The organism is Mycobacterium sp. IDUB_17 (genome assembly GCF_055419465.1).
The window spans coordinates 1,434,356-1,454,437 of sequence record NZ_JBVAXS010000001.1; the positions used below are offsets into that span (position 1 = coordinate 1,434,356).

General features: G+C 67.1%; 19 protein-coding genes. 8 read left to right on the forward strand and 11 right to left on the reverse strand.

Features of this window, described 5'->3' with window-relative positions:
• Positions 1-3: 3 nt before the first annotated feature.
• Together ACZYZ7_RS06885 and ACZYZ7_RS06890 are read left to right on the forward strand one after the other, a co-directional pair.
• A complete protein-coding gene (locus tag ACZYZ7_RS06885; protein ID WP_210115664.1) occupies positions 4-858 on the forward strand; it encodes an SDR family oxidoreductase in 855 nt (284 codons plus the stop codon).
• Entirely contained in the window at positions 851-2,152 is a 1,302-nt protein-coding gene (locus ACZYZ7_RS06890) for a spinster family MFS transporter (RefSeq protein ID WP_450071712.1), read from the forward strand. The genes ACZYZ7_RS06885 and ACZYZ7_RS06890 overlap by 8 nt, the downstream gene beginning before the upstream one ends.
• Positions 2,153-2,158: 6 nt before the next feature.
• Here ACZYZ7_RS06890 and ACZYZ7_RS06895 read toward each other — a convergent pair whose 3' ends face one another.
• Positions 2,159-2,554, reverse strand: a complete 396-nt coding sequence (locus ACZYZ7_RS06895; protein ID WP_450071713.1) for a DUF4267 domain-containing protein — start codon at positions 2,552-2,554, stop codon at positions 2,159-2,161.
• A 118-nt stretch (positions 2,555-2,672) separates the two neighbouring features.
• Here ACZYZ7_RS06895 and aceA point away from each other — a divergent pair, with 118 nt between their 5' ends.
• Both aceA and ACZYZ7_RS06905 read left to right on the forward strand, forming a co-directional pair.
• Positions 2,673-4,955: an isocitrate lyase ICL2 gene (gene aceA / locus ACZYZ7_RS06900; RefSeq protein WP_463740519.1), complete on the forward strand. Its 2,283-nt coding sequence runs from the start codon at positions 2,673-2,675 to the stop codon at positions 4,953-4,955.
• 140 nt (positions 4,956-5,095) lie between these two features.
• Positions 5,096-5,404, forward strand: a complete 309-nt coding sequence (locus ACZYZ7_RS06905; protein WP_450071714.1) for a hypothetical protein — start codon at positions 5,096-5,098, stop codon at positions 5,402-5,404.
• A gap of 67 nt (positions 5,405-5,471) precedes the next feature.
• On the opposite strand, the gene ACZYZ7_RS06910 is transcribed toward ACZYZ7_RS06905, so the two are convergent.
• From ACZYZ7_RS06910 to ACZYZ7_RS06925, 4 genes are all read right to left on the reverse strand, one after another.
• Positions 5,472-6,860, reverse strand: a complete 1,389-nt coding sequence (locus tag ACZYZ7_RS06910) for an HNH endonuclease signature motif containing protein (protein ID WP_450071715.1) — start codon at positions 6,858-6,860, stop codon at positions 5,472-5,474.
• An 85-nt stretch (positions 6,861-6,945) separates the two neighbouring features.
• Complete coding sequence (locus ACZYZ7_RS06915) at positions 6,946-8,247, reverse strand: acyltransferase family protein (protein WP_450071716.1); 1,302 nt, start codon at positions 8,245-8,247, stop codon at positions 6,946-6,948.
• 4 nt (positions 8,248-8,251) lie between these two features.
• Positions 8,252-9,514 carry a hypothetical protein gene (locus tag ACZYZ7_RS06920; RefSeq protein ID WP_450071717.1) on the reverse strand — a complete coding sequence of 421 codons (1,263 nt, stop codon included), beginning with the start codon at positions 9,512-9,514 and terminating at the stop codon, positions 8,252-8,254.
• Positions 9,515-9,568: 54 nt separating this feature from the next.
• Entirely contained in the window at positions 9,569-9,775 is a 207-nt protein-coding gene (locus ACZYZ7_RS06925; RefSeq protein ID WP_450071718.1) for a three-helix bundle dimerization domain-containing protein, read from the reverse strand.
• A gap of 84 nt (positions 9,776-9,859) precedes the next feature.
• Here ACZYZ7_RS06925 and ACZYZ7_RS06930 point away from each other — a divergent pair, with 84 nt between their 5' ends.
• Together ACZYZ7_RS06930 and ACZYZ7_RS06935 are read left to right on the forward strand one after the other, a co-directional pair.
• Positions 9,860-10,114 (forward strand): hypothetical protein, encoded by a 255-nt coding sequence (locus tag ACZYZ7_RS06930; protein WP_450071719.1) that lies wholly within the window; start codon positions 9,860-9,862, stop codon positions 10,112-10,114.
• A gap of 92 nt (positions 10,115-10,206) precedes the next feature.
• The gene (locus ACZYZ7_RS06935; RefSeq protein WP_450071756.1) at positions 10,207-10,857 is read left to right on the forward strand and encodes a glycoside hydrolase; all 651 of its coding nucleotides are present in this window, start codon (positions 10,207-10,209) and stop codon (positions 10,855-10,857) included.
• A 9-nt stretch (positions 10,858-10,866) separates the two neighbouring features.
• On the opposite strand, the gene ACZYZ7_RS06940 is transcribed toward ACZYZ7_RS06935, so the two are convergent.
• On the reverse strand, positions 10,867-12,030 hold the full coding sequence (locus ACZYZ7_RS06940) for an oxygenase MpaB family protein (RefSeq protein WP_450071757.1): 1,164 nt from the start codon (positions 12,028-12,030) through the stop codon (positions 10,867-10,869).
• Between the two features lie 132 nt (positions 12,031-12,162).
• Between ACZYZ7_RS06940 and ACZYZ7_RS06945 the strand changes: the two genes are divergently transcribed.
• The gene (locus ACZYZ7_RS06945; protein WP_450071720.1) at positions 12,163-12,801 is read left to right on the forward strand and encodes a TetR/AcrR family transcriptional regulator; all 639 of its coding nucleotides are present in this window, start codon (positions 12,163-12,165) and stop codon (positions 12,799-12,801) included.
• A gap of 1 nt (position 12,802) precedes the next feature.
• On the opposite strand, the gene ACZYZ7_RS06950 is transcribed toward ACZYZ7_RS06945, so the two are convergent.
• The 5 genes from ACZYZ7_RS06950 to ACZYZ7_RS06970 form a co-directional block, all read right to left on the reverse strand.
• Positions 12,803-13,123 (reverse strand): DUF732 domain-containing protein, encoded by a 321-nt coding sequence (locus tag ACZYZ7_RS06950; RefSeq protein WP_450071721.1) that lies wholly within the window; start codon positions 13,121-13,123, stop codon positions 12,803-12,805.
• Between the two features lie 79 nt (positions 13,124-13,202).
• Positions 13,203-15,194 (reverse strand): serine/threonine-protein kinase, encoded by a 1,992-nt coding sequence (locus ACZYZ7_RS06955; protein WP_450071722.1) that lies wholly within the window; start codon positions 15,192-15,194, stop codon positions 13,203-13,205.
• Position 15,195: 1 nt separating this feature from the next.
• Positions 15,196-16,137, reverse strand: coding sequence for a glutamate ABC transporter substrate-binding protein (locus ACZYZ7_RS06960; RefSeq protein ID WP_450071723.1), 942 nt, complete (start codon positions 16,135-16,137; stop codon positions 15,196-15,198).
• A complete protein-coding gene (locus ACZYZ7_RS06965) occupies positions 16,137-17,444 on the reverse strand; it encodes a hypothetical protein (protein ID WP_450071724.1) in 1,308 nt (435 codons plus the stop codon). The genes ACZYZ7_RS06960 and ACZYZ7_RS06965 overlap by 1 nt, the downstream gene beginning before the upstream one ends.
• A 103-nt stretch (positions 17,445-17,547) precedes the next feature.
• Positions 17,548-18,912, reverse strand: coding sequence for a flavin monoamine oxidase family protein (locus tag ACZYZ7_RS06970; RefSeq protein WP_450071725.1), 1,365 nt, complete (start codon positions 18,910-18,912; stop codon positions 17,548-17,550).
• 429 nt (positions 18,913-19,341) lie between these two features.
• On the opposite strand from ACZYZ7_RS06970, the gene ACZYZ7_RS06975 reads away from it, so the two are divergent.
• The gene (locus ACZYZ7_RS06975; protein WP_135455241.1) at positions 19,342-19,914 is read left to right on the forward strand and encodes a hypothetical protein; all 573 of its coding nucleotides are present in this window, start codon (positions 19,342-19,344) and stop codon (positions 19,912-19,914) included.
• Positions 19,915-20,082: the final 168 nt, after the last annotated feature.

Genomic DNA, 20,082 nt, shown 5'->3' on the forward strand with positions numbered 1-20,082 from the left:
ATCATCGGCACATACGCGGTTACCGGGTCCGCATCCGGCATGGGATTGCAGGCCGCCGAACGGCTGCGAGACCTCGGGCACACCGTGATCGGCGTGGACCTCAAGTCCGGTGAGGTGGTGGCCGATCTGTCCACCCCGCAGGGGCGCCGGGCAGCGGCCGATGGCGTGCTGGCGGCGTGCGACGGGGTGCTCGACGGGGCGGTGCTGGCCGCCGGGCTGGGCCCCGGACCCGGCGCTGACCGGAACCGGTTGATCGCCGAGGTCAACTTCCTCGGCGTGGTGGAGTTGCTGGATGCCGTGCGTCCCGCGCTGGCCGCCGCTGACCGAGCCAAAGTCGTTGTGATTTCGAGTAATTCGACGACAACCGTCCCGATCGTTCCACGCCGGACGATTCGGGCTCTGTTGGCGCGTGACACCGACAAGGCGGTGCGCTCGTTGCGACTGTTGGGTCGCAACGGGTCGGCCCTCATGTACGCGGCCTCGAAGATCGCCGTGAGCCGCTGGCTGCGGACCACTGCGGTCAGCACAGGGTGGGCCGGTGCCGGGATCCGGCTCAACGCGCTGGCTCCGGGGGCGATCCTGACCCCGCTGCTCGAGGCCCAACTTGCGGATCCGCGCGAAGGTGCCGCCGTGCGGCGGTTCCCGGTGCCGGTCGGCGGCTACGGCGACGCCGGCCACCTGGCCGACTGGATCTGCTTCATGCTGTCGGACTCGGCCGATTTCCTCTGCGGCAGTGTGGTGTTCGTGGACGGAGGCTCCGACGCGTTCTTCCGCCCTCGGGACTGGCCGACGTCCGTGCCGGCGCGCGGTCTGCCGCAGTACCTGTGGCGGTTCGCCCGCGGCGTAAGACATGAGTGAGACCGGCCCGGCGCCGCTGGTCGCCGTGCCGCCAAGGAAAGCCGGTGGGCACGGGCCGCGACGGGCGTGGGCGGCGGTCGCGCTGCTGACACTCGTCGGGACCCTCAACTACGTCGACCGGTTCCTGCCTTCGGTGCTGGCCGAGCCCATCAAACACGACCTCGCCCTGTCGGACACCGCGATCGGGGTGATCAACGGCTTCGGCTTCCTCATCGTGTACGCGGTGCTGGGCATCGCGGTGGCCCGGGTCGCCGACCGCGGAACGTACGGCGCGGTGGTCGCTACCTGCCTGACGCTGTGGGGCACCATGACCATGCTCGGCGGTGCCGTGCAGTCCGGATTTCAGCTCGCGCTTACGCGGGTGGGTGTCGCGGTCGGCGAGGCGGGCAGCACCCCGGCCGCGCACGCATACGTGGCCCGCAACTTCGCCCAGGACCGCCGGGCCGCGCCGCTGGCGGTGATCACGCTCGCGATCCCGCTGGCCAGCGGCGCCAGCCTGATCGGTGGCGGACTGTTGGCCGAAAACCTGGGCTGGCGAACGGCTTTCGTGGTGATGGGCGGGCTCAGCGTGGTGTTCGCACCGTTGGTGTTGCTGGTGGTCGGCTCACGTCAGGCGCTGCCGGATGCGACACCCCGGGAACAGGTCGCGACGGTCAAGTGGTGGGCACTGCTGCACAAACGCAGCTTCCTGTCACTGGTCGGCGGCACGGCGTTCATCGCGGCGGCCGGCTACTCGCTGACCACCTTCTCCCCCGCCTTCCTGATGCGAACCCGCTCCATGTCGCTCAGTGAGGTCGGGCTGGAATACGGCCTGGCCACCGGACTGGCCGGGGTGTTCGGGCTGGTGATCGTGGGCCGATTGGCCGACCGGCTGGCCGTGCGCGACCCGCGCTGGCTGCTGTGGATCGTGGTGCTGACCACGGCCCTGCTGCTTCCCGCCTCGGTGTTGGCGTTCACCGTCGAAAGCCGCCTGGCCTGCGTGTGGTTCCTGGCCCTCAGCTACGTCATCGGCACCGCGTACATGGCGCCGTCGATCGCCGCCATCCACCGTCTGGTGCTGCCCGAGCAGCGGGCCACCGCATCGGCGATCTTCTTGTTCTTCAATGCCACCCTGGGCGCTGTCGGCCCGTTCGTCACCGGCCTCATCAGTGACACGCTGACCCCCGATCTGGGCGCCCACGCGCTGGGCCGGGCACTGCTCATCCTGGTGCCGGTGCTGCAGCTGCTGGCCATGGGCTGCTATCTCATGGGAACGCGGTGGTACCGCAGCGACATCGTCGAGGCGGGTTCTTAGATCGACCTAGCCCGCAGCCGGGCCGGTCGCACGCTCCCGGCGGCGGGTGGCGCCCCACAGCCCCACCGCGATGCCGACCACCGCACCTCCGAGGCCGATGACCTGCTGCGACCGCGGCAGCTGGTCGTGTACCGCCATCCCGCCGAGCAGGTCGGCGGCGTCGGCGCCGCCGGAGGCCAGGAACCACCCGCGGGTGTTCTTGCCCCGCAGTCCCGCCGCCAGCAGCAGGCCGCCGATCAGCGCATCGCGATATCCCATCGACCGCCACATCAGCTGCGCGGTCGCATCTGGTGTTTCCCTTCCGCCCCATAACCGGTCGGCCCGCTTCGGGTCGACGAGAAACGAGACGCCCGACGCGAATCGGATGGCACCAGCGGCCAGCGCGGCCCGGTCGATCGACATGGCGTGCAGCCTAGAACCTCGAGCCACGGTGGGTGGCGGTCCTGAGAAATCTCCCAACCGGCTCCGGTGTCACGACTTGCCAGCAATGATTGGGGTACCCGAGTTCAGGAGCGCACCCATGGCCACCATCGAAGCCAACGCACAGACCAACTCGTCGTTCCAGGAGGATGTCGAGGCCACCCAGGTCTACATCGACAGTCCTCGGTTCGCAGGCATCACCCGGCTGTACTCAGCACGTCAGGTCGCCGAGCAACGCGGCACGATCCCGTCGGACTATCCGGTGGCCCGTGAGGCCGCCACGGCGTTCTTTCTCTACCTTCGCGATCTGTTCGCCCAGAAGATGAGCATCACAACGTTCGGGCCCTATTCACCGGGTCAGGCAGTGGTGATGAAACGGATGGGGATCAGAGGGATCTACCTCGGTGGATGGGCCACCTCGGCCAAGGGGTCGATCAGTGAGGATCCCGGGCCCGACCTGGCCAGCTACCCGCTGAGCCAGGTGCCCGACGAAGCGGCCGGGCTGGTGCGGGCGCTGCTGACCGCAGACCGCAATCAGCAGTATCTGCGGCTGCGGATGACCCCCGAACAGCTCGCGGCCACCCCGGCGGTCGACTACCGGCCGTTCATCATCGCCGACGCGGACACCGGTCACGGTGGCGATCCGCATGTGCGTAATCTGATCCGCCGCTTTGTCGAGTCCGGGGTGCCGGGTTATCACATCGAGGATCAGCGTCCCGGCACCAAGAAGTGCGGACACCAGGGCGGCAAGGTGTTGGTGCCCTCGGATGAGCAGATCAAAAGGCTCAACACCGCGCGATTCCAGCTGGACATCATGCGGGTGCCAGGCATCATCGTCGCGCGGACCGACGCCGAGGCCGCCAATCTGATCGACAGCCGCGCCGACGAGCGCGATCAGCCGTTCCTGCTGGGGGCGACGAACCTGTCGGTGCCCACCTACAAGTCGTGTTTCCTGGCGATGATGCGCCGGTTCTACGACCTCGGTGTCACCGACCTCAATGGCCATCTGCTCTATGCGCTGCCTGCCGGCGAGTACGAGACCGCCGAGGCCTGGCTGGAACGCGAAGGCATCATGAGCACCATCGCCGAGGCCGTCAAGGGCCACCGCGCCGGACATTCGGTGGATGCCATGTTCGACAAGGTCGAGTCGGCGTTCGTCGAGGCGTGGCAGGCCGACGCCGGTCTGAACACCTACGGCGAGGCAGTTGCCGAACTTCTGGAGTACCGCGCGAAAGAAGGTGAGCCTGTCGCGATGAGTGCCGCGGACTGGCGTGCCTTCGCCGCGCGGGCGTCCTTGTACACGGCGCAGGAGAAGGCCCACGAATTGGGCGCCGACGTGGCCTGGGACTGTGAACGGGTCAAGACCCCCGAGGGCTACTACCAGGTTCGCGGCGGCATCCCGTACGCGATCGCGAAGTCGTTGGCGGCCGCGCCGTTCGCCGACATCCTATGGATGGAGACCAAGACCGCAGATCTGGCCGATGCCAAGCAGTTCGCCGATGCGATCCACGCCGAGTTCCCCGACCAGATGATGGCCTACAACCTCTCACCGTCGTTCAACTGGGACACCACCGGGATGACCGATGACGAGATGCGTGCCTTCCCAGCCGAACTCGGCAAGATGGGATTCGTCTTCAACTTCATCACCTATGGCGGCCACCAGGTCGACGGCGTGGCGTGCGAGGAGTTCGCGACGTCCCTGCAACAGGAGGGCATGTTGGCGCTGGCCCGGCTGCAGCGCAAGATGCGTCTGGTCGAATCTCCTTACCGCACACCGCAAACACTGGTCGGTGGCCCACGCAGCGATGCGGCGCTGGCCGCCTCGTCGGGTCGCACCGCCACCACCAAGGCGATGGGCGCCGGCTCCACGCAACACCAGCATCTGGTGCAGACCGAGGTACCCAAGAAGCTGCTCGAGGAGTGGCTGGCGATGTGGGGCGACTACTACAAGATCGGCGAGAATCTGCGCGTGCAGCTCCGGCCGCGCCGGGCCGGGTCGGACGTACTCGATCTCGGCATCTACGGCAACGGTGACGAACCGCTCGCCAACGTCGTCGTCGACCCGATCAAGGATCGGCACGGCCGCAACATCCTGACGGTCCGCGACCAGAACACCTTCGCCGAGAAGCTGCGCAAGAAGCGCCTGATGGATCTGATCCACGTGTGGCTGATCCATCGGTTCAAGCCGGAGATCGTCTACTACGTGACGCCCACCGAGGACAACGTCTATCAGACCGAGAAGATGAAGGCCCACGGCATCTTCAGCGATGTGTACCAGGAGGTCGGCGAGATCATCGTCGCCGATGTGAACCAGGCCCGCATCGACGAACTGCTGGCACCTGATCGCGAGGCACTGGGACGGTTGATCCGCAAGGAGGACTGATTGGTTCGCGGGTTCGCAGAATCCGACGCACGGTTGACAACAGACCGGTGCAGCCCACATTGAGGACCAACGTCCCTGTTGGCAGCGGCGGCGCCGGTACATACTGACGACAGCCACACTCGTTCAGGAGGGCCGCAGACATGACCGAAGCACCTCAACCCCGAACCGACGAATCCGTCAGCCGGCCCAACCGGCTCGGCCAAGCGGCTGCCGTGGTGGGCATCGTCGCCGGCATCCTCTTCATCGTTGCCGTCATCTTCTTCAGCGGACTGATGATCGGTGCGGGCCAGGGCTATCACCACGGCGGTTACCGCGGCATGTCCGGTGATCGGCCCACGAGTTCCTGCCCGATGATGGATCACGACGACATGATGGGTCCGGGCGGCATGATGGGTCCCGGCCATAATTCACCGATGATGCCGAGCCCCGCCCCCACACCGCGACCCTGATATCTGCCACCGACGCCCGCCTGCCGGTTGGACCGGAGGCGGCGTCGGAGCCCGCCGTGAAAAGCGCCTAGGGGTTGTCTTTTTCGGGTGGGTGGAAGAGGTCTTCGGGGTGCCAGTAGTGGTTGACGCGGTCTTGACCGGTGTCCAGTAGTGGGGGTGGGATCCATTCGACGCGGCCGTCGTCGCGGATGCTGGTGCGCCAGCCCTTGTCGTGGACGAGGCGGTTGCTTTTCGGGCAGGCCAGGGCGAGGTCGGTGATGTCGGTGCGCCCGCCTTGGCTGAAATCGGCTTTGGCGTGGTGGACTTGGCTACGGTCGGTGGGGCAGGTGCAGCCCGGCCGGGTGCAGCCCCGGTCGCGGTTGTGCAGGACGAGGCGTTGGGCGGGGCTCGCGATGCGCTTGCTGCGACCCAGATACAGCGGCACTTGGCGATGATTCTCGTAGACCACGAGGTAGTGGTGAGCGTGGGCGGCCATCCGGATCACATCGCTGATCGGTAACCGGGTGCCGGAGGTGGTGGTGCCGATACCGGCGGCCGATTCGAGTTCACGCAGGGTGGTGGATACCACGATCGTGACCGGTAATCCGTTGTGCTGGCCCAGTTCTCCTGACGACAGCACGCTTCGGCCGATGGCGACCAGGGCGTCGTGGTTGCGTTGGGCGGCGGTACGGGTATCGGCCGCGATCGCCTCTGCGCTGGGAGTGCCGGTGGTGCAGGGGTGTTCATCGGCGGGGTTGCACATGCCGGGAGCGCCGTAGCGACTGAGGATCGGGTCGAGGGTGGCGCGGGCTTCGGGCGTGAGCCGGCCACGGATTTCGCTCGTACCGTCGGCGTTTTGGGGCCCGATGATGATTTCCCCGTGGCTTTCGGGTTGTTCGTCACTGGGTGCGTCGCCGTCTTGATTGAGCAGGAAGGCGATGCGGTCGGCGCACTGTTTCAGAGTTTCCGGGCTGTTGCCGGCGGCGATGCGTGCCAGGTCGGCGTCGATCTGGGCGTGGGTGGCGGCATCCAGCGGCACGGGGGGCTTGGCGAAGAACTTTCGGATGATCGCGACGTGGTCGGTGTTGATGTCACCGGCAGCCTGGGCGGCGGCAGTGGCCGGCAATACCGGCGCCATGGACTGTCCGGTGACGGTGGTGCGTGGGCCCAGGTTGGCGGCTTCGGTGATGCGGCGTTTGGCTTCTCTGTTGCTGATGCGTAGCCGGACGGCCAGGACGTCGGCCCAGCTTTTCGCACCGATCTCGCCAGGGGTGGTCCGGGTTTGGATTTCGGTCAACAGGCGGTGGTCCACCGCAGGCGCGGACCGGACCTGATGTTCGCGGCGCGACTGCAGCTCGAGAAGCTCAGGCAGGCTCAACGTCTGATAGTTGAGGGCGGCCACTTTCGCGCAGACGGCGTCGTACTCGGCGTAGGCAGCCAGCACCGTCTCCCGATCAGAGACGATGTTCGAATGCATGTTCGAATTCTATCGCCGATCGCCGACTCCCAGAGAAGTTATCCACAGCGCGCGATCCATCCACAGATCGTGCCGCACAGGGCAATTAGGGCTTGACAGCCCGGCCCGCACTGGCCCGCGCAGCGATGGCCGCGAGGACAAATCCGCCGAGCGCAGACCAGCCCAGCACACCGTCGAGGCCGTTCTTGGCCATCAGGGTCAACGCGGCGCCCGCGACACACAACAGCACGCCGGTAACCACCGACTGGGCGCCGCTGATCTGGACCCGGTCGTCCCACCACGGCAGCGGGCGGTGCTCCAGCGGTGACAGCAGCCGGAAGGCCGCCGCCATGAGAACGGCGAAAACCACTGCGCGCAAGGCCAGATGGGCCCAGAAGCCCGGGGCGTGCGGGTCGAACGCATCCAGGCCGAGGGCATGCAGACTGAACGCGGCGATCGCGATCACCGGGATGTGCCACAGGTACAGCGTCATGGCTCCCCCGTTGCCCGTCGCCACCACGTACCAGACGCGCGGGCGCGCGGCCCAGCGCCGGATCGGGTTCGCAGCGGCGATGAACAGGCATGGCATCCACGTGCAGTGCAGTGCCAGCAGAAGGGTCGGCGGTGACACGTTCGATACGCGCTCGGTTCCGGTGACGACGAGGGACACGTCGTAAATGCCGGTGAGAGCGAGGATCACCTGCGCGGTGAAGGCGAGGACCGCGATCGCGATCGCCCGCCGCGCGCAGATCAGGTGGCGCGCGTAGGCCACCCCGATCACCACGGGAATCAGCCAGACGATGATCAGGTTGGCGGTGCCCGCCTCGGGGGTGCCGGCCGCGAAGCGGATGGCATCCACCACTCCGGACGCGACGATCAGTCCGGCAACCACCAATGCCAGTGCCCGGCCCGTGTGCAGGCGCATCAGTGCCGGGACGAAGGCGAGCACCATCAGGTAGACACCCAGGAACCACAGCAGGGCCACGCATTCGCGCCCGAGCGCAGCGGCGGACTCGGCCCCCATCGTCGCGTGCACCACGACCAGGACCACCGACCACACCGCCAGGTACCAGAACACCGGCCGGCAGAGGCGCTGGGCACGGGCGAGTAACCACGCGCCCCACGAGCGGCCGGAATGCCAGCTGTAGGCACCCGCGGCCCCACCGGCCAGGAAGAACAGCGGCATCACCTGCAGCACCCAGGTGATCGGGGCCAGTGCGGGCAACGCGCCGAGGATGTTGCCGACCCGTACGCCCCCGGAATCGATGGTGGCCAGCAGCAGGGCGCAGTGCCCGAAGATGACCACGAGCAGGGCGCCCAGGCGCGCGACGTCTACCGCGCGGTCGCGGTCGGGTTTGGCGTTGCGGGTCACGGCGTCTGCCGACGGCACCACATCGGGACTTGGCATGGGTTCAGTCTGCCGGGCGGTGGGCCGGGTAGGGATGCGTAGTCCTACCTTGTTTTCCGAGTTTTAGTCGGTTTCCGGGACGCCGTGTTCGTGGCCACAACGCCAGGGTCGCCGCAAGCAGCAACGCCGAAGGCACGGCCCACACCACAAACCACGGCGACCGCCCCGAGCCCGCATTCACCGCCACCTCACCCGCGGGTACTGTGCGCGCCCAGACGATGAACGCATCACCTACCGGGAGCGCACCGAACAAGTACCGCGTGGTGCGAAAACCCACCGGCACCCCGATCAGCTCGACCTGCCGATTCAGCCGACCGGCCAGGTCCCGGTCGCCATTGGCTCGCGCTGCCGCCAACCCGACCGCCGACGCACTCAGGCTCACCCCGAAGATCAACGGACCGCTGTCGACATCGGCGTCGCCGCCCGTACCGGACGGATACTCCAGAATGCCGACCAAGCCGGCCTTGCTGGTGACGAACCGGTCCGAAAATCGCTGCCACTGATCACCTTTGACCCCTACCACGGCATCGACCGCGGGCCAGAACGTCTGAATGATGGCCTGGGAAGACCCCCGTGGTCCCGTCAAGGCGCCGGCCCGGTCATCGACCTGATGCGGCAGCAGGCCCGTGTCCGGATCGGCGGCAGCCAGTGCCCGCTTCCGCCAGTCGGCGAGATCCTCGTGCCATGGCAGCTCGAGCAGCGAGATCGCCTGAGCGAGCGCTCCCGCTGCCACAACCGAATCACATGGCCAGTATTGGCCCGGATAGCTGGCCGGGAACGGTGAATCCGATTGCCTCAGAGCTGAATGCACGACGTGAGCGCGCTCCCGCACCGCTGCACGGTCCGCATCAGAGTCCGAAGCCCGCGCGATCGCGACAGCCAGAGCAAGTGACCAGCCCGCCGCGAAGATCCCGTGTTCCGGGACCATTCCGCTGCCGAAAACCGCCACGGATTCCGGGGTTTCGATGGCGGCAAGCCGAGTCCGGGCTCGGGTGAGATACCCGGCGGACCGAGGGTCCGCCCCGAGCTGCGCGGCGACCTGGGCCTCGGCGAGACCGGTCAGCACCCTGGTGAAGTACTCGCCCTCCGGGAACAGGCCCTGCATCTGGGTGTCGCGACCGGATGCCAGGGCTGCGTCGAGGAATCCGAGTTGACGTTCAGCGCGGTCAGGCAGTGGGCCGAACCCGATGTAGAGCACATGGACCAGGGACGCCAATCCGAGCACAACTACCAGCGTCGCGGCCACCATCCGCGCCCGAGTGAGCATCCCGGCAGTTTAGGAGCCGCAGGTCAGCACGGGCGTCCGGAGACCGCCCTGGAGCTAGACCCCGACGATCGGCCTGGCGAGCTCCGACCGCGCCCGCCTCTCCACGAGCAGCGGCACGAACTCGCGAATGGGACTGGACTGGAAGCGCTCCTGGGCGCGGTGGACGCATCCCGTGATGTCCTCGTCGGATGCGTCTGGATAGGCCGCGCCAAGGCGGATCAGCAGTTCGGCGATCATGATTTCTTCGCTGATCCTCACCATGGCTTCAGAATCCGCTGGACGTGCCCCATAGTCAAGATCTGGGGAAGTGAGCGGAATGAAGACACAGGTGGCACGATCCGTAACGTGAATCACTCCGCCGACACTGCGCAGGCGCAGTCCCTTCTGGGTGAGTTGTGGCGCCACGTGGAGGACGTATCGACACGCCTGGAGAAGGCGGAGCGGCGCAAGCGCCGATCGTCGGCATGTGATCGCCGCGAGGTCAGCAAGTTGCGTGCCGATCTGTACGAGACGCATCACCTGATCGACGCCATTCACCGGAGGTTCCCCGAAACCTGCCCGCACCGCCTGCACGCAGAAACCGCACCGGGCGGGTCCTGACGGCCGGAATTCAGCCAACTCAGGGTGCCGTGGAGACAGACATCAGGTTGCCGGACGCGGTTCCCGTCCCGTCGGACCAGCGAGCGCAGTAAATTGCTGCCGTGGGGAAACGACGGTTGGCCGACGGCAGGGGCCGGTTGCTGGCGCTCGCGGTCTCGGTCACCGTTGCGGCGGGCATGGTCTACGTCCAGAACACCGAGGCGAAGTGCTGCGCGGAGGTCCCCGCAGCGACGCCGCCCGCAGGCCGGCAACAGCCGGTGCCGGCGGCTCCGCAAGCCGCGTTGGTGGCGGCCAGCGCGCCCGTAGTGGCCCGCGACTTCCAGTTCTCCCTACCGAAGGGCCCGGCACCCGAGGGCGGCCTACAGGTCAAGACCATCTGGGTGGCCCGCGCCATCGCGGTGATGTTCCCCGAGATCACCACCATCGGCGGGTATCGGCAGGATGCGCTGAAATGGCATCCCAACGGTCTGGCGATCGACGTGATGATCCCGAACTATCACTCCAAGGAAGGCATCGAACTCGGTAACCAGATCGCCGGTTTCGCCCTGGCCAATGCCAAGCGCTGGGGCGTGCTTCACGTGATCTGGCGGCAGGGCCTCTATCCGGGGATCGGCGCGCCGCATTGGACCGCCGACTACGGGAACGAGACCCTCAACCACTTCGACCACGTGCACATCGCCACCGACGGCGGCGGCTACCCCACGGGCCACGAAACCTATTTCATCGGCTCCATGGCCCGCTAAGCCCCCCAGTCAGGCTGCGCTGCTCACGTGCACTGCCGACTCGCCGATGTTGGCCGCGCTGTCACCGATGATGGTCTGCAGCAAGGCTTGTTGCTCCCGTCGGCCTCGCGTGACGGCGCGATCCATGCCACCGGGCAGCGCCATCGCCCCCACACTGCGGATCAGATTGACCGGCAGCTTCACCACCGGATACCACGGCGGCATGTAGGCGGGCAGGCCCAGAACGCGCATCGCGCCAGGCCCGAGGAATGCGCTGGTGATCGACAGGTGCTGCGCCCATGCCAGGCGGCGACGCAGGCCCCGGATGCCGCGGTAGTGCCACGACAGCGGGTCGGCGGCCATCGGCACCGAGAGCTGCTGCGTGGTCTCATCGGGGACGGCCAGTGCGGTGGACGTGTGGTGCAGCACGCGGATGCTCTCGCGGAAGCTACGGGGCAACCATTCGTCCTCGACGCCGATCAGCCAGCCGACATAGCGGGTCAAGTGCGCGATGGCGTCGAGTTCGCCTGGCGCAGGCAGGATTCCCATGGCGAGCGAGGCCACCGGCGGCGCCACGAGCGCACCCACCAGCGTCGCGGCCATGTCGGTCTGATTGACGGGTAGACCCCATTCATCGGCGCGCCAGTCCGGCAACTCTGCCACGTGCCGGCGCACGAATGCGTGGATCAACCGCACGTGCAGGGTGGACCGGTATCCGACTCCGAGTGGGTCGAGACCGCCGTCGGAGATGACGTCCATCGCCCACTGCATCGTCTCGGCGAAACGCTTGTTGGAACCTTTCTCCAGGGCTCCCGTGCGCAGCAGGGTCTTGTTGAATCCGGAGAACTGGTAACCACCGAGCAGAGACACGTCCCGCGCGATCGACATGCCGTCGGAACCGCCTCGAAGCAGTGCCCGCTGTCCTTTGCGCAATTTGTCCCGGTCCACCCACGCCGGGGCCGTCTCCACACCGATCAAGAACTCGCGCAACGGTTCCGGCGCGTCGGGCACATTGTCGATTCCTTCGGCGAGCGCCTTCTCGAACAACGGCCGCATCTGCGTCATCCCCGCTGACGACATCCACGCGACCAGGCGGTCCATCGGCTCGTCCCCGACGGTCAGCCGCTCGCCGAGCCGCCGCCACTGCTGTGCGTCGGGGTTGCGAACGCCGAGCATCATCGCGAACGTCCGCATTGCACCGGGAACGGCAAGTGGCCGTTCGGGATGGCGAGCCGGGATGTTCAACGGTGACCTCCTGGGCAGAACGGACCGAAACGATTGACTACGTCCGTAGTCAGAATTTAGGCGCCGGGTAGGGTGCTGTCAATGAAGCGCGTACAGGTGGTGCGCGGCTACGGCGGCGTCAGTGCGGCCGACCGCCGCACAGAACGACGAGGCAAGCTGCTCGCCGCCGGCCGCCAGATCTGGGGCGAATCGGGGATCACCGAGGTGACCGTGCGCGCCGTCTGCACCGCCGCCGGGCTGACCTCGCGCTACTTCTACGAACAGTTCGAGAGCCGAGACGCATTGCTGTTCGCCATTTCCGACGACGTGCGGGACCAGCTGCTCACCGCGCTGGTGAACGCAGGCGTCGGCGACCCGGGCACGCTGACCGACAAGCTGCGGTCAGCGCTCACCGCGTTCCTCGACATCATCGCCGCCGACCCGCACATCCACCGCATCGCCACCGGCGATGTGAGCAGCGTTGCGGGGCTGACCGAACACCGCACACACATTCTGGGGATGATCACCGGTCTGATCGTCCAGCACGCGCCGGATGTTCTGCCTGCGGTGTCACCGAGCCCTGCCGAATTGCGCCGCGGCGCACAGTTCATGGTCGGTGGCGTGAACCAGATCATCGAAGCCTGGCTTGCAGATCCGACCGAGAGCACCGAGGATCTCGCGGCCGAATGCGCCGACCTGTGCGTCGCGGTCGTGCGAGGGGTCACCCGGTCGGGCGAGTAGTTCACCCGCCTGGTGTGGCCGTCACATCCGGGCAGAAGTTGTGCAGAGCGGCGGTCACCACGAGCGTGGCCTTCTCGAACGGGTAGGCCGACCGGGCCTCGGCGATCTGCATCGCCAGATCATCGGGCCGCATCGCCGGATCTTCGTGGGCGGTCACACACGCCTGCCGGCCGAGCTGCAGCACAACGTCCCGATTGTCATCGGAGACCGGCAAGCCCAACGAGGACACCTCCGCGAGATAGCCCTCATCGTCGGCGAAAGCCGCCGGGGCCGACGCGAGCCCAGCTGCAACCGCCAGCACGGAGATCATCAGCGCCTTCATGCTCGCCACAATGACAGATCTCCGCCAGGATCCCGCGGACGCGCGCCGTCGGCGCAGCCCGGAGCTCACCGCGCCGACCTCACATCCAGCTCGGCGGCCTGATCGAATTCGCCACGTCGACAAGCCGGTAGCGATGACGCCGCCGTGGCGAGTGCCTGGCCAACTCCCGCAGCACCTCCTCGATGCCGACGCGCAGACCCCGTTGGTCGAAGGCGTGGTCGAGTATCGGGTCGCCGGTGGAGGTCGCACCGCCGGACCGGAGCCAGTCGAGGGCGACGCCGAGGACGAACGCGCGAATCTGCAGAACGCGCGGTTCGGTCTCGGGTAGACCACCCACGCGCCGTGCGGCATCGCGCAAGTCTGCCTCGGTGATCTCCGCGCTTGTGCGCCCGTCGAGCAGCATCACCACCGACGTCAGTTGGGCCTCGCCGTAGTGGCGTGAGGTCACCGGCACCTGATCGAGCACATCGATCGCTCCGGTCCGGTCGGCCTGCCCGGCGAGAAGTCGGGCCAGGCCGAACGCGGCGCTGACCATCGCGTGGTCGGTGCGCCACAACGTCCGGTAAGACCGTTCCGCCAACTGCCGCAAGCGTTCCGCCCTCGGCGCGTCCGCGGTGGCGAGCAGCAGTTCGGCAGTCGCAGCCGTTGCCAGCTTGGGCGCCGCCTCACCCGGAAGCAGGGCGACGACCCGCTCGAAACATGGCAGGGCCGCCCCCAGATCGCCGGTCTGCAGGCCGGCGATCCCATCGGCCCAGTCCTCCCGCCATTCGTCGTCGGCTTCCTCGACCGGTACCGGCTCCGGCAGGGCATGTGCGACATCGCGAGCGTCCAGCGCAACGGTGCGCCGGCGGCCGTCGACGAACACATCGGTGCCCTGCAACGCCAGATCGGCGCCGAATGTGGAGCGTGGCACGCTGAAGAGCGTCGACGTCCGGGGACTCGGCGAGCCCGTCTGCTCGGCGAGGATTTCGTGCAGTACGCCCCGGCACTGGTCGGCCATGTCGTCGACGGACGAGAACCGTTGCGCCGGACGGGGATTTGTCGCGCGGGCCAGCAACTGATAGAAGGACTCATACCGCTCGAACAGGGGCGCCTCGTCGCGGGCGGGCAACGCCTCGGCGTAGCGATCGTTGGGCAGTTCGACGGTCAGCTTGGCCAGCGTACGGCCCACCGTGTAGACATCGGTGGCGATGGACGGTCCAGTCCTGACGATCTCGGGCGCCTGAAATCCCTTGGTGCCGTAGATATATCCGAAATCCCCGACGCCCGATACTGCACCCATGTCGATCAACTCGATGTTGTCCTCGGTGAGCATGATGTTGTCGGGCTTGAGGTCGTTGTAGACAAGGCCGAGTGAGTGCAGATAAGACAGCGACGGCATGACGTCGAGCAGGTAGCCGAGCGCCTGCTCCACCGGCATCATCTGTGTGGTTGCCCCTGACACCGCCTGCTGCTTCGCCAGGATGGCTTCCAGTGTGGTCCCGCCGATGTACTCCATCACGATGTAGCCGACCGGACGCCCATCGAACCCCGGGTGTTCGACGAAGTTGTAGATCTTGACGATACCGGGGTGGTTCACCATCGCGAGGAACTGGCGTTCGGCGACGACGATCGCCTGCGCCTGTTGCGCTTCGGGCTGGAGCAGCCCCTTGAGCACCACCCACCGATCGCTGACATTGCGGTCGACCGCCAGGTAGATCCAGCCGACACCGCCGTGGGCGATGCAGCCCTGGACCTCGTACTGGCCCGCCACGAGCTCGCCGGTCTCCAGTTGCGGTGAGAACGAGAACAGTGCGCCGCAATGCGGGCACACCCCTTCGCACGGCCCGGGTTTACCGGCACTCCCCCGGCCCACCGGTCGCCCGCAGCCGCTGCACTCCCGTTTGGACTCGGCGACAACGGGATTGGTGAGGATCGCACCGGCCGGCTCGATATCCTCCCGAACCGGGATCTCGACCAGGCCATCCCCGATCCGACGGCGCCCGGTACGCAACCGCGGACGGGTGCCCTCGACCTTGACCGGTGACGATTCGGTCACCAGGACGGCCCGCGTTCCCTCTTGTCCCGCCATGTCAGTCCCGGTACCTCGGCGGCGGCGGACTCGGCGGCGGGCCGAGCACGGTGAGCCATCTCCGGTACAGCGCCAACCATGTCCCGTCCCGGCGGATCCGTTCCAGGCTCGCGTTGACGGCCCGCACAAGATCCTGGCGGGACTTGTTCATACCGATGCCGTAGGGCTCGTCCTCCAGACTGGGACCGACGAGGTGCAGGTACGGATCCTGCACAGCCATCCCGGCCAGAATGGAGTCGTCGGTACTGACCGCATCTGCCTGCCCCTGCTGCAGCGCCACCAGGCAATCGTCCCAATTCTGAACCGCCAGCAGGATCGCCGCCGGCGCCACCCGGGCGACCGTCGCCAGCGATGTCGTGTCCACCTGCGAACACACCCGTTTCCCGGCCAGGTCAGCCGGCCCCCGTATCGGCGAGTCCTTGGGCACGAGCAGCCGTTGGTGTGCATCGAAATACACCGTGGAGAAAGCTATCTGATCGGCACGAGCGCAGGTGATCGTCATCGCCTTCACGACAATGTCGACGGAGCCATCCTGCAAGGCCGTGATCCGCTCGGGCGATGTCAGCAGGCGGAACTCCACCATGCCGGGATCACCGAGCAGGTCGCGAGCCACCTCGCGAGCGATATCGACATCGAAACCGGTCAGTTCACCCGACACCGGATCGCGAAAACTCATCAGATTGGTGCTCTGGTCGATACCGACCACCAGCCGGCCCCGCTGCCGGATCGCCTGCACTGCCGGTCCGGACACTGCTGACGGGCGCAAACTCGCTGTGGCATCGCAACTCTCGACCGGCACACCATGAACCCCCGACGCGACAACGGCGCCGCTCGGCGTCGGCAGCGTGGTGAGCGAGGCCGGCACCTGGACAAGCGGTTGCGTCGTGGAACATGCCACCGCCACGGTCGCGGCGAGGACGAGGAATCCGGCTACGGCCCGCATCAGTGGTACTCGCTCAGTCTCGGCGCGACACCCGCGGCAACGGCAAGCGCAGCCAGCACACTGATGGCCGCAGCGCCGGCGGGCAGCGCATTCAGCGCGGCGTACGCACGGGTGATCCCGTCACGCTGCCGGTCCCGCAATCGGGCAATGTCGTCTCCCAACGTCTGATCCAGCCGGGTGAACTGCGCCGTCGCCCCTTGCGGACTGTCGCCCCGCGCAATCGCCACGGCGCCCGGATAGTCACCGCTGCCCAGCTTGCCGCGGATCTCCGTATGCGCGGCTTTCCAGCCCTGCAGCGCATCCTGCGCCCCGTTGACCGCATGCCTGTCGAGGATCCGGCCGACCTGCGTGGTCCGCTCCTCGAATCGGACGTCGGAGAGCGTGTCGGAGCCGCGTTTGAGCAGCCCGAGGATTTCGTCCGCGCGGGCCTGCTGCACCAGGATCCGGGCGGTCACCGCCGATTCCAGCGGTTCACCTCCCTCGGTGCGGGCACCGTTTACGGCGTGCGTCACAACGAGTCCCGCCACCGTCAGCCACACTGCGAGCACCGTCATCAACACCGATGCCAGCACCAGGCCGGGGTTGAGGCGACGATGGCTGCGCCTGGCGAGGAAGACCTGCGCGAATACCAACAACCCCACCGCAAGCGCGGCTCCCACGATCAATGCGGGCGGCGCGGCCGCCGCCCGTCCCGATGCGGTGACGGCCTCGGCCTGCGTCCGGTACAGCTGCTCGGCATCCGGAAGCATGGACTGTTGCAGCAGCGTGGACGATTCGCTGAGGTACGCGACGCCGATCGGGCGACCGTCGCGATTGCCCGCACGGGCGGTCGCCACCATGCCGGTGTACACCGCCAACTGGTTGGACAGGTCGGTGAGCAACGTCAGCGAGTGGGTGTCGTTGGGCGACACCCCATTTGATGCGGTTACCAGGCCGGCTGACGCCTCTCCGACAGCGGCGTCGTAGCGATCACGGATATCGCGCGGTTCGACACCGCCGGCCAGAAACGCGGTGGCCGCGGTCGTATTGGCGGACGAAAGTGCGCTGTAGATCCGTTGCGCGGCATCGGCCAGCGGCTCGGTGTGCAAGCGCAGAGTCTCAAGCTCGCGTTGCCGATTGGCCGCCGTCACCGATGCCGCCACGCCCACGGTGAGCACCGCCGCGATCAGAATGACGGCCAGCACCGCTATCCGGCCGGGTGTGGCTCGCAGGAAGTCGACGACCGGGCGGTCCTGTTCCTCGGCGTCGGCCAGCACGGACTCGTCGAGCGTGAGTGCCTGCCGACTCTCCAACTCACCGCTGTGCACTCGACATCACCTCGTCGCAGGCTGGCCCGGACCAGCGATACCGGACTCGATCGAACGCCGACGAATGCACGGTAGCCCCCGCAAACGCGCTACGTGGGCTTTATTACGCGGCTACCACGCTCTCGGCTGCCATCACCTCCGCGGCAGCGCGCTCACCTGACCGGACCGCACCATCGATCCAGCCGCACATGATGGCCGAACTCTCCGTACCGGCCCAGTGGATCCGTCCGCACGGGGCCCGCAACGCGGGCCCGAACTCGGTGAGCACACCGGGCGGGGCGTGACTGATCATTCCGCCACCCGAATACCGTTCGACCGTCCAGTTCTGCTCGTGGTAGCTCACCGGTGATGCGGCCTGCGGACCGAACCGGTCGATCAACTCACCGATCACCACGGCTTTGCGCTCGGCCGCGTCGAGCAGCCCGAGCCGACGGGCGGCGGGCCCTTCGGTGATGACGCACATGATTCCCGGCGTACCGGTGTCGGTACAGGCGTCGATGGTCAGCGTCGCAGGGCTGCCGGGCGCGGCGGACTGGCCGCACAGCCCGTCGGCGCGCCAGAATGCCGATTCGTATACGACCGAGATCTTGAAGACCGCGCCGCTGGGCATCCGCTGATGAAGAAACATGCGGTCCACGGGAAGCGTTGGCTCATAGATGATCTGGCTCGCCACCGCCAAAGGGACGGCGACGATCGCCTGCCGCGCTCGTACGGTCATGTCCTCGGCGTGGACCGTCACGTAGTCGTCGTCGTGCGAGATAAGGTGCACCGGTTGCGAAAGGTGCAGCGCGCCACCCAGTTCGGCTGCCATCGGCCCGTAGACGGCACCCATGCCCCCGTGCACCCGCGCATCCTGGGCACCGCCCTTGTTGGAGATGACGAAGACCGGCCCGCCGCCTGATCCCATCTGGTGAAGGGCCCACAACAATGACACCTCAGATCCTGCCGAGGTGTAGATGCCGGCGAGCGCCATGTCGAGCATCTCGCGCGCATGCTTGGAGCGCATGTGACGGTTGATCCACTCCCCCAAGCTGATCCGGTCCCACTCGACCGCCCTCTTCGCTTCCCACGGGGCGTCGAACGGAATGGTCCTGCACATGAGCTCCACCTCGAGCAATCCGGCGCCGAGGTTGGCGATCGCCCAGGGGCTCATCGCCCAGGGAATCGTGCCGGAATAGCGGTGCTGTTTGCCGTCGAGGATCATCATGGCGTCGCCGTCGACGTACTCCTTGTACTCTTCGACGCCGAACTCGGCCATCAGGGCTTTGATCCGGTCCTGCCCAGGTCCGATCCAGGCACCGCCGCGGTCGATCCACGTTCCGTCATCGAGCACCTCGGTGAAGGTCCGGCCACCGACCCGATCACGAGCCTCGAGCAGGGCCACGGAGTGACCCGCCTGCTTGAGCCGCAACGCCGCGGTCAGGCCGGCAAAGCCCGCGCCCACTACGCAACAATCGACGTCTTTCATGGGTCGCCCCTCCCGTTTTTTACGGGCCAGATTCGCTCAAATTACGCCGTCGTCAACCGCTCCGTGGGCACTGTGGACCGACCGGTGTGGTAAATGCCATAAATTTTGCCCACCCGGGCACAGGTCACCCCGATCGAGTCGACTTCGGCCGGCCTCGAACATCGCGCCCGCCCCCTGATATCCGTACCGGATGTCGGGTGTGCGATGATTTCTGACCTGCCGATTCGCCGGGGTGCGCCCATTGTTCACCGCGCGTTCGCCGGGCACCCGCGCCCGTCAAGCCTCGGTTGACGCCGGACCGCGAAAATGGTTGCCATCGACAGCACCAGACAACTTCGTGATTCCGGGGATCGTTCACCCCGCCGGTAGGGTCCGGTCCTCGTGGGTAGAGACCAGTTGAAAAAGGATCGGTGCCGCCGATCTGCAGTCATGGCTGCGGTCGTCGTGCCTGCCGCCGCACTCCTCGTCGTCGGCGCAGACACCGCGCCGGCCCCCCAGAGCAACGCCGAGGCGGTAGCCGCCCCCGTCGTCGCGCCGGCCGCCGCGCCCGCAGCACCGGCCGTACCCGCCGAGCGCCCCGTACGACGGAACATGCGGTTCCCACTGCCCGCCGGCCGGGCCTCGGAGAAGGGCCTGCAGGTCGAGACCATCCTGGCCGCCCGGTCCGTCAGCGCGCGATTCCCGCAGATTCTGGACATCGGCGGAGTCCGGGCCGATTCCATGAAGTGGCATCCCAATGGTCAGGCGATCGACGTGATGATCCCGAACTACGGCACCCCGGAAGGTAAAGCGCTCGGCGACCGGATCGTGGCCTATGCCCTCGACAATGCCGATCGGTTCGGCGTGAACCACGTGATCTTCCGCCAGCAGATCTACTCCCGCGACAGGGCTCCCCGAATGATGTCGGACCGCGGCGGGATCACCGCCAACCACTACGACCACGTGCACATCGCCACCAACGGCGGCGGTTTCCCCACCGGGCACGAAACGTACCTGACCTAATTCAGGCCGTAGCGGTTCCCTTACGGCTGCCTCCCCACCGGCAGCAGCGTGCTTCATCGACCCCGTTCACAGGCGACGCACAGCATTATTCCCGAGCCACATGGTTGTGGTGTCCGGCCCCGTGCCATACCGTGTCAACCTAGTTGATTAGTAGTCCTAGGGGAAAAC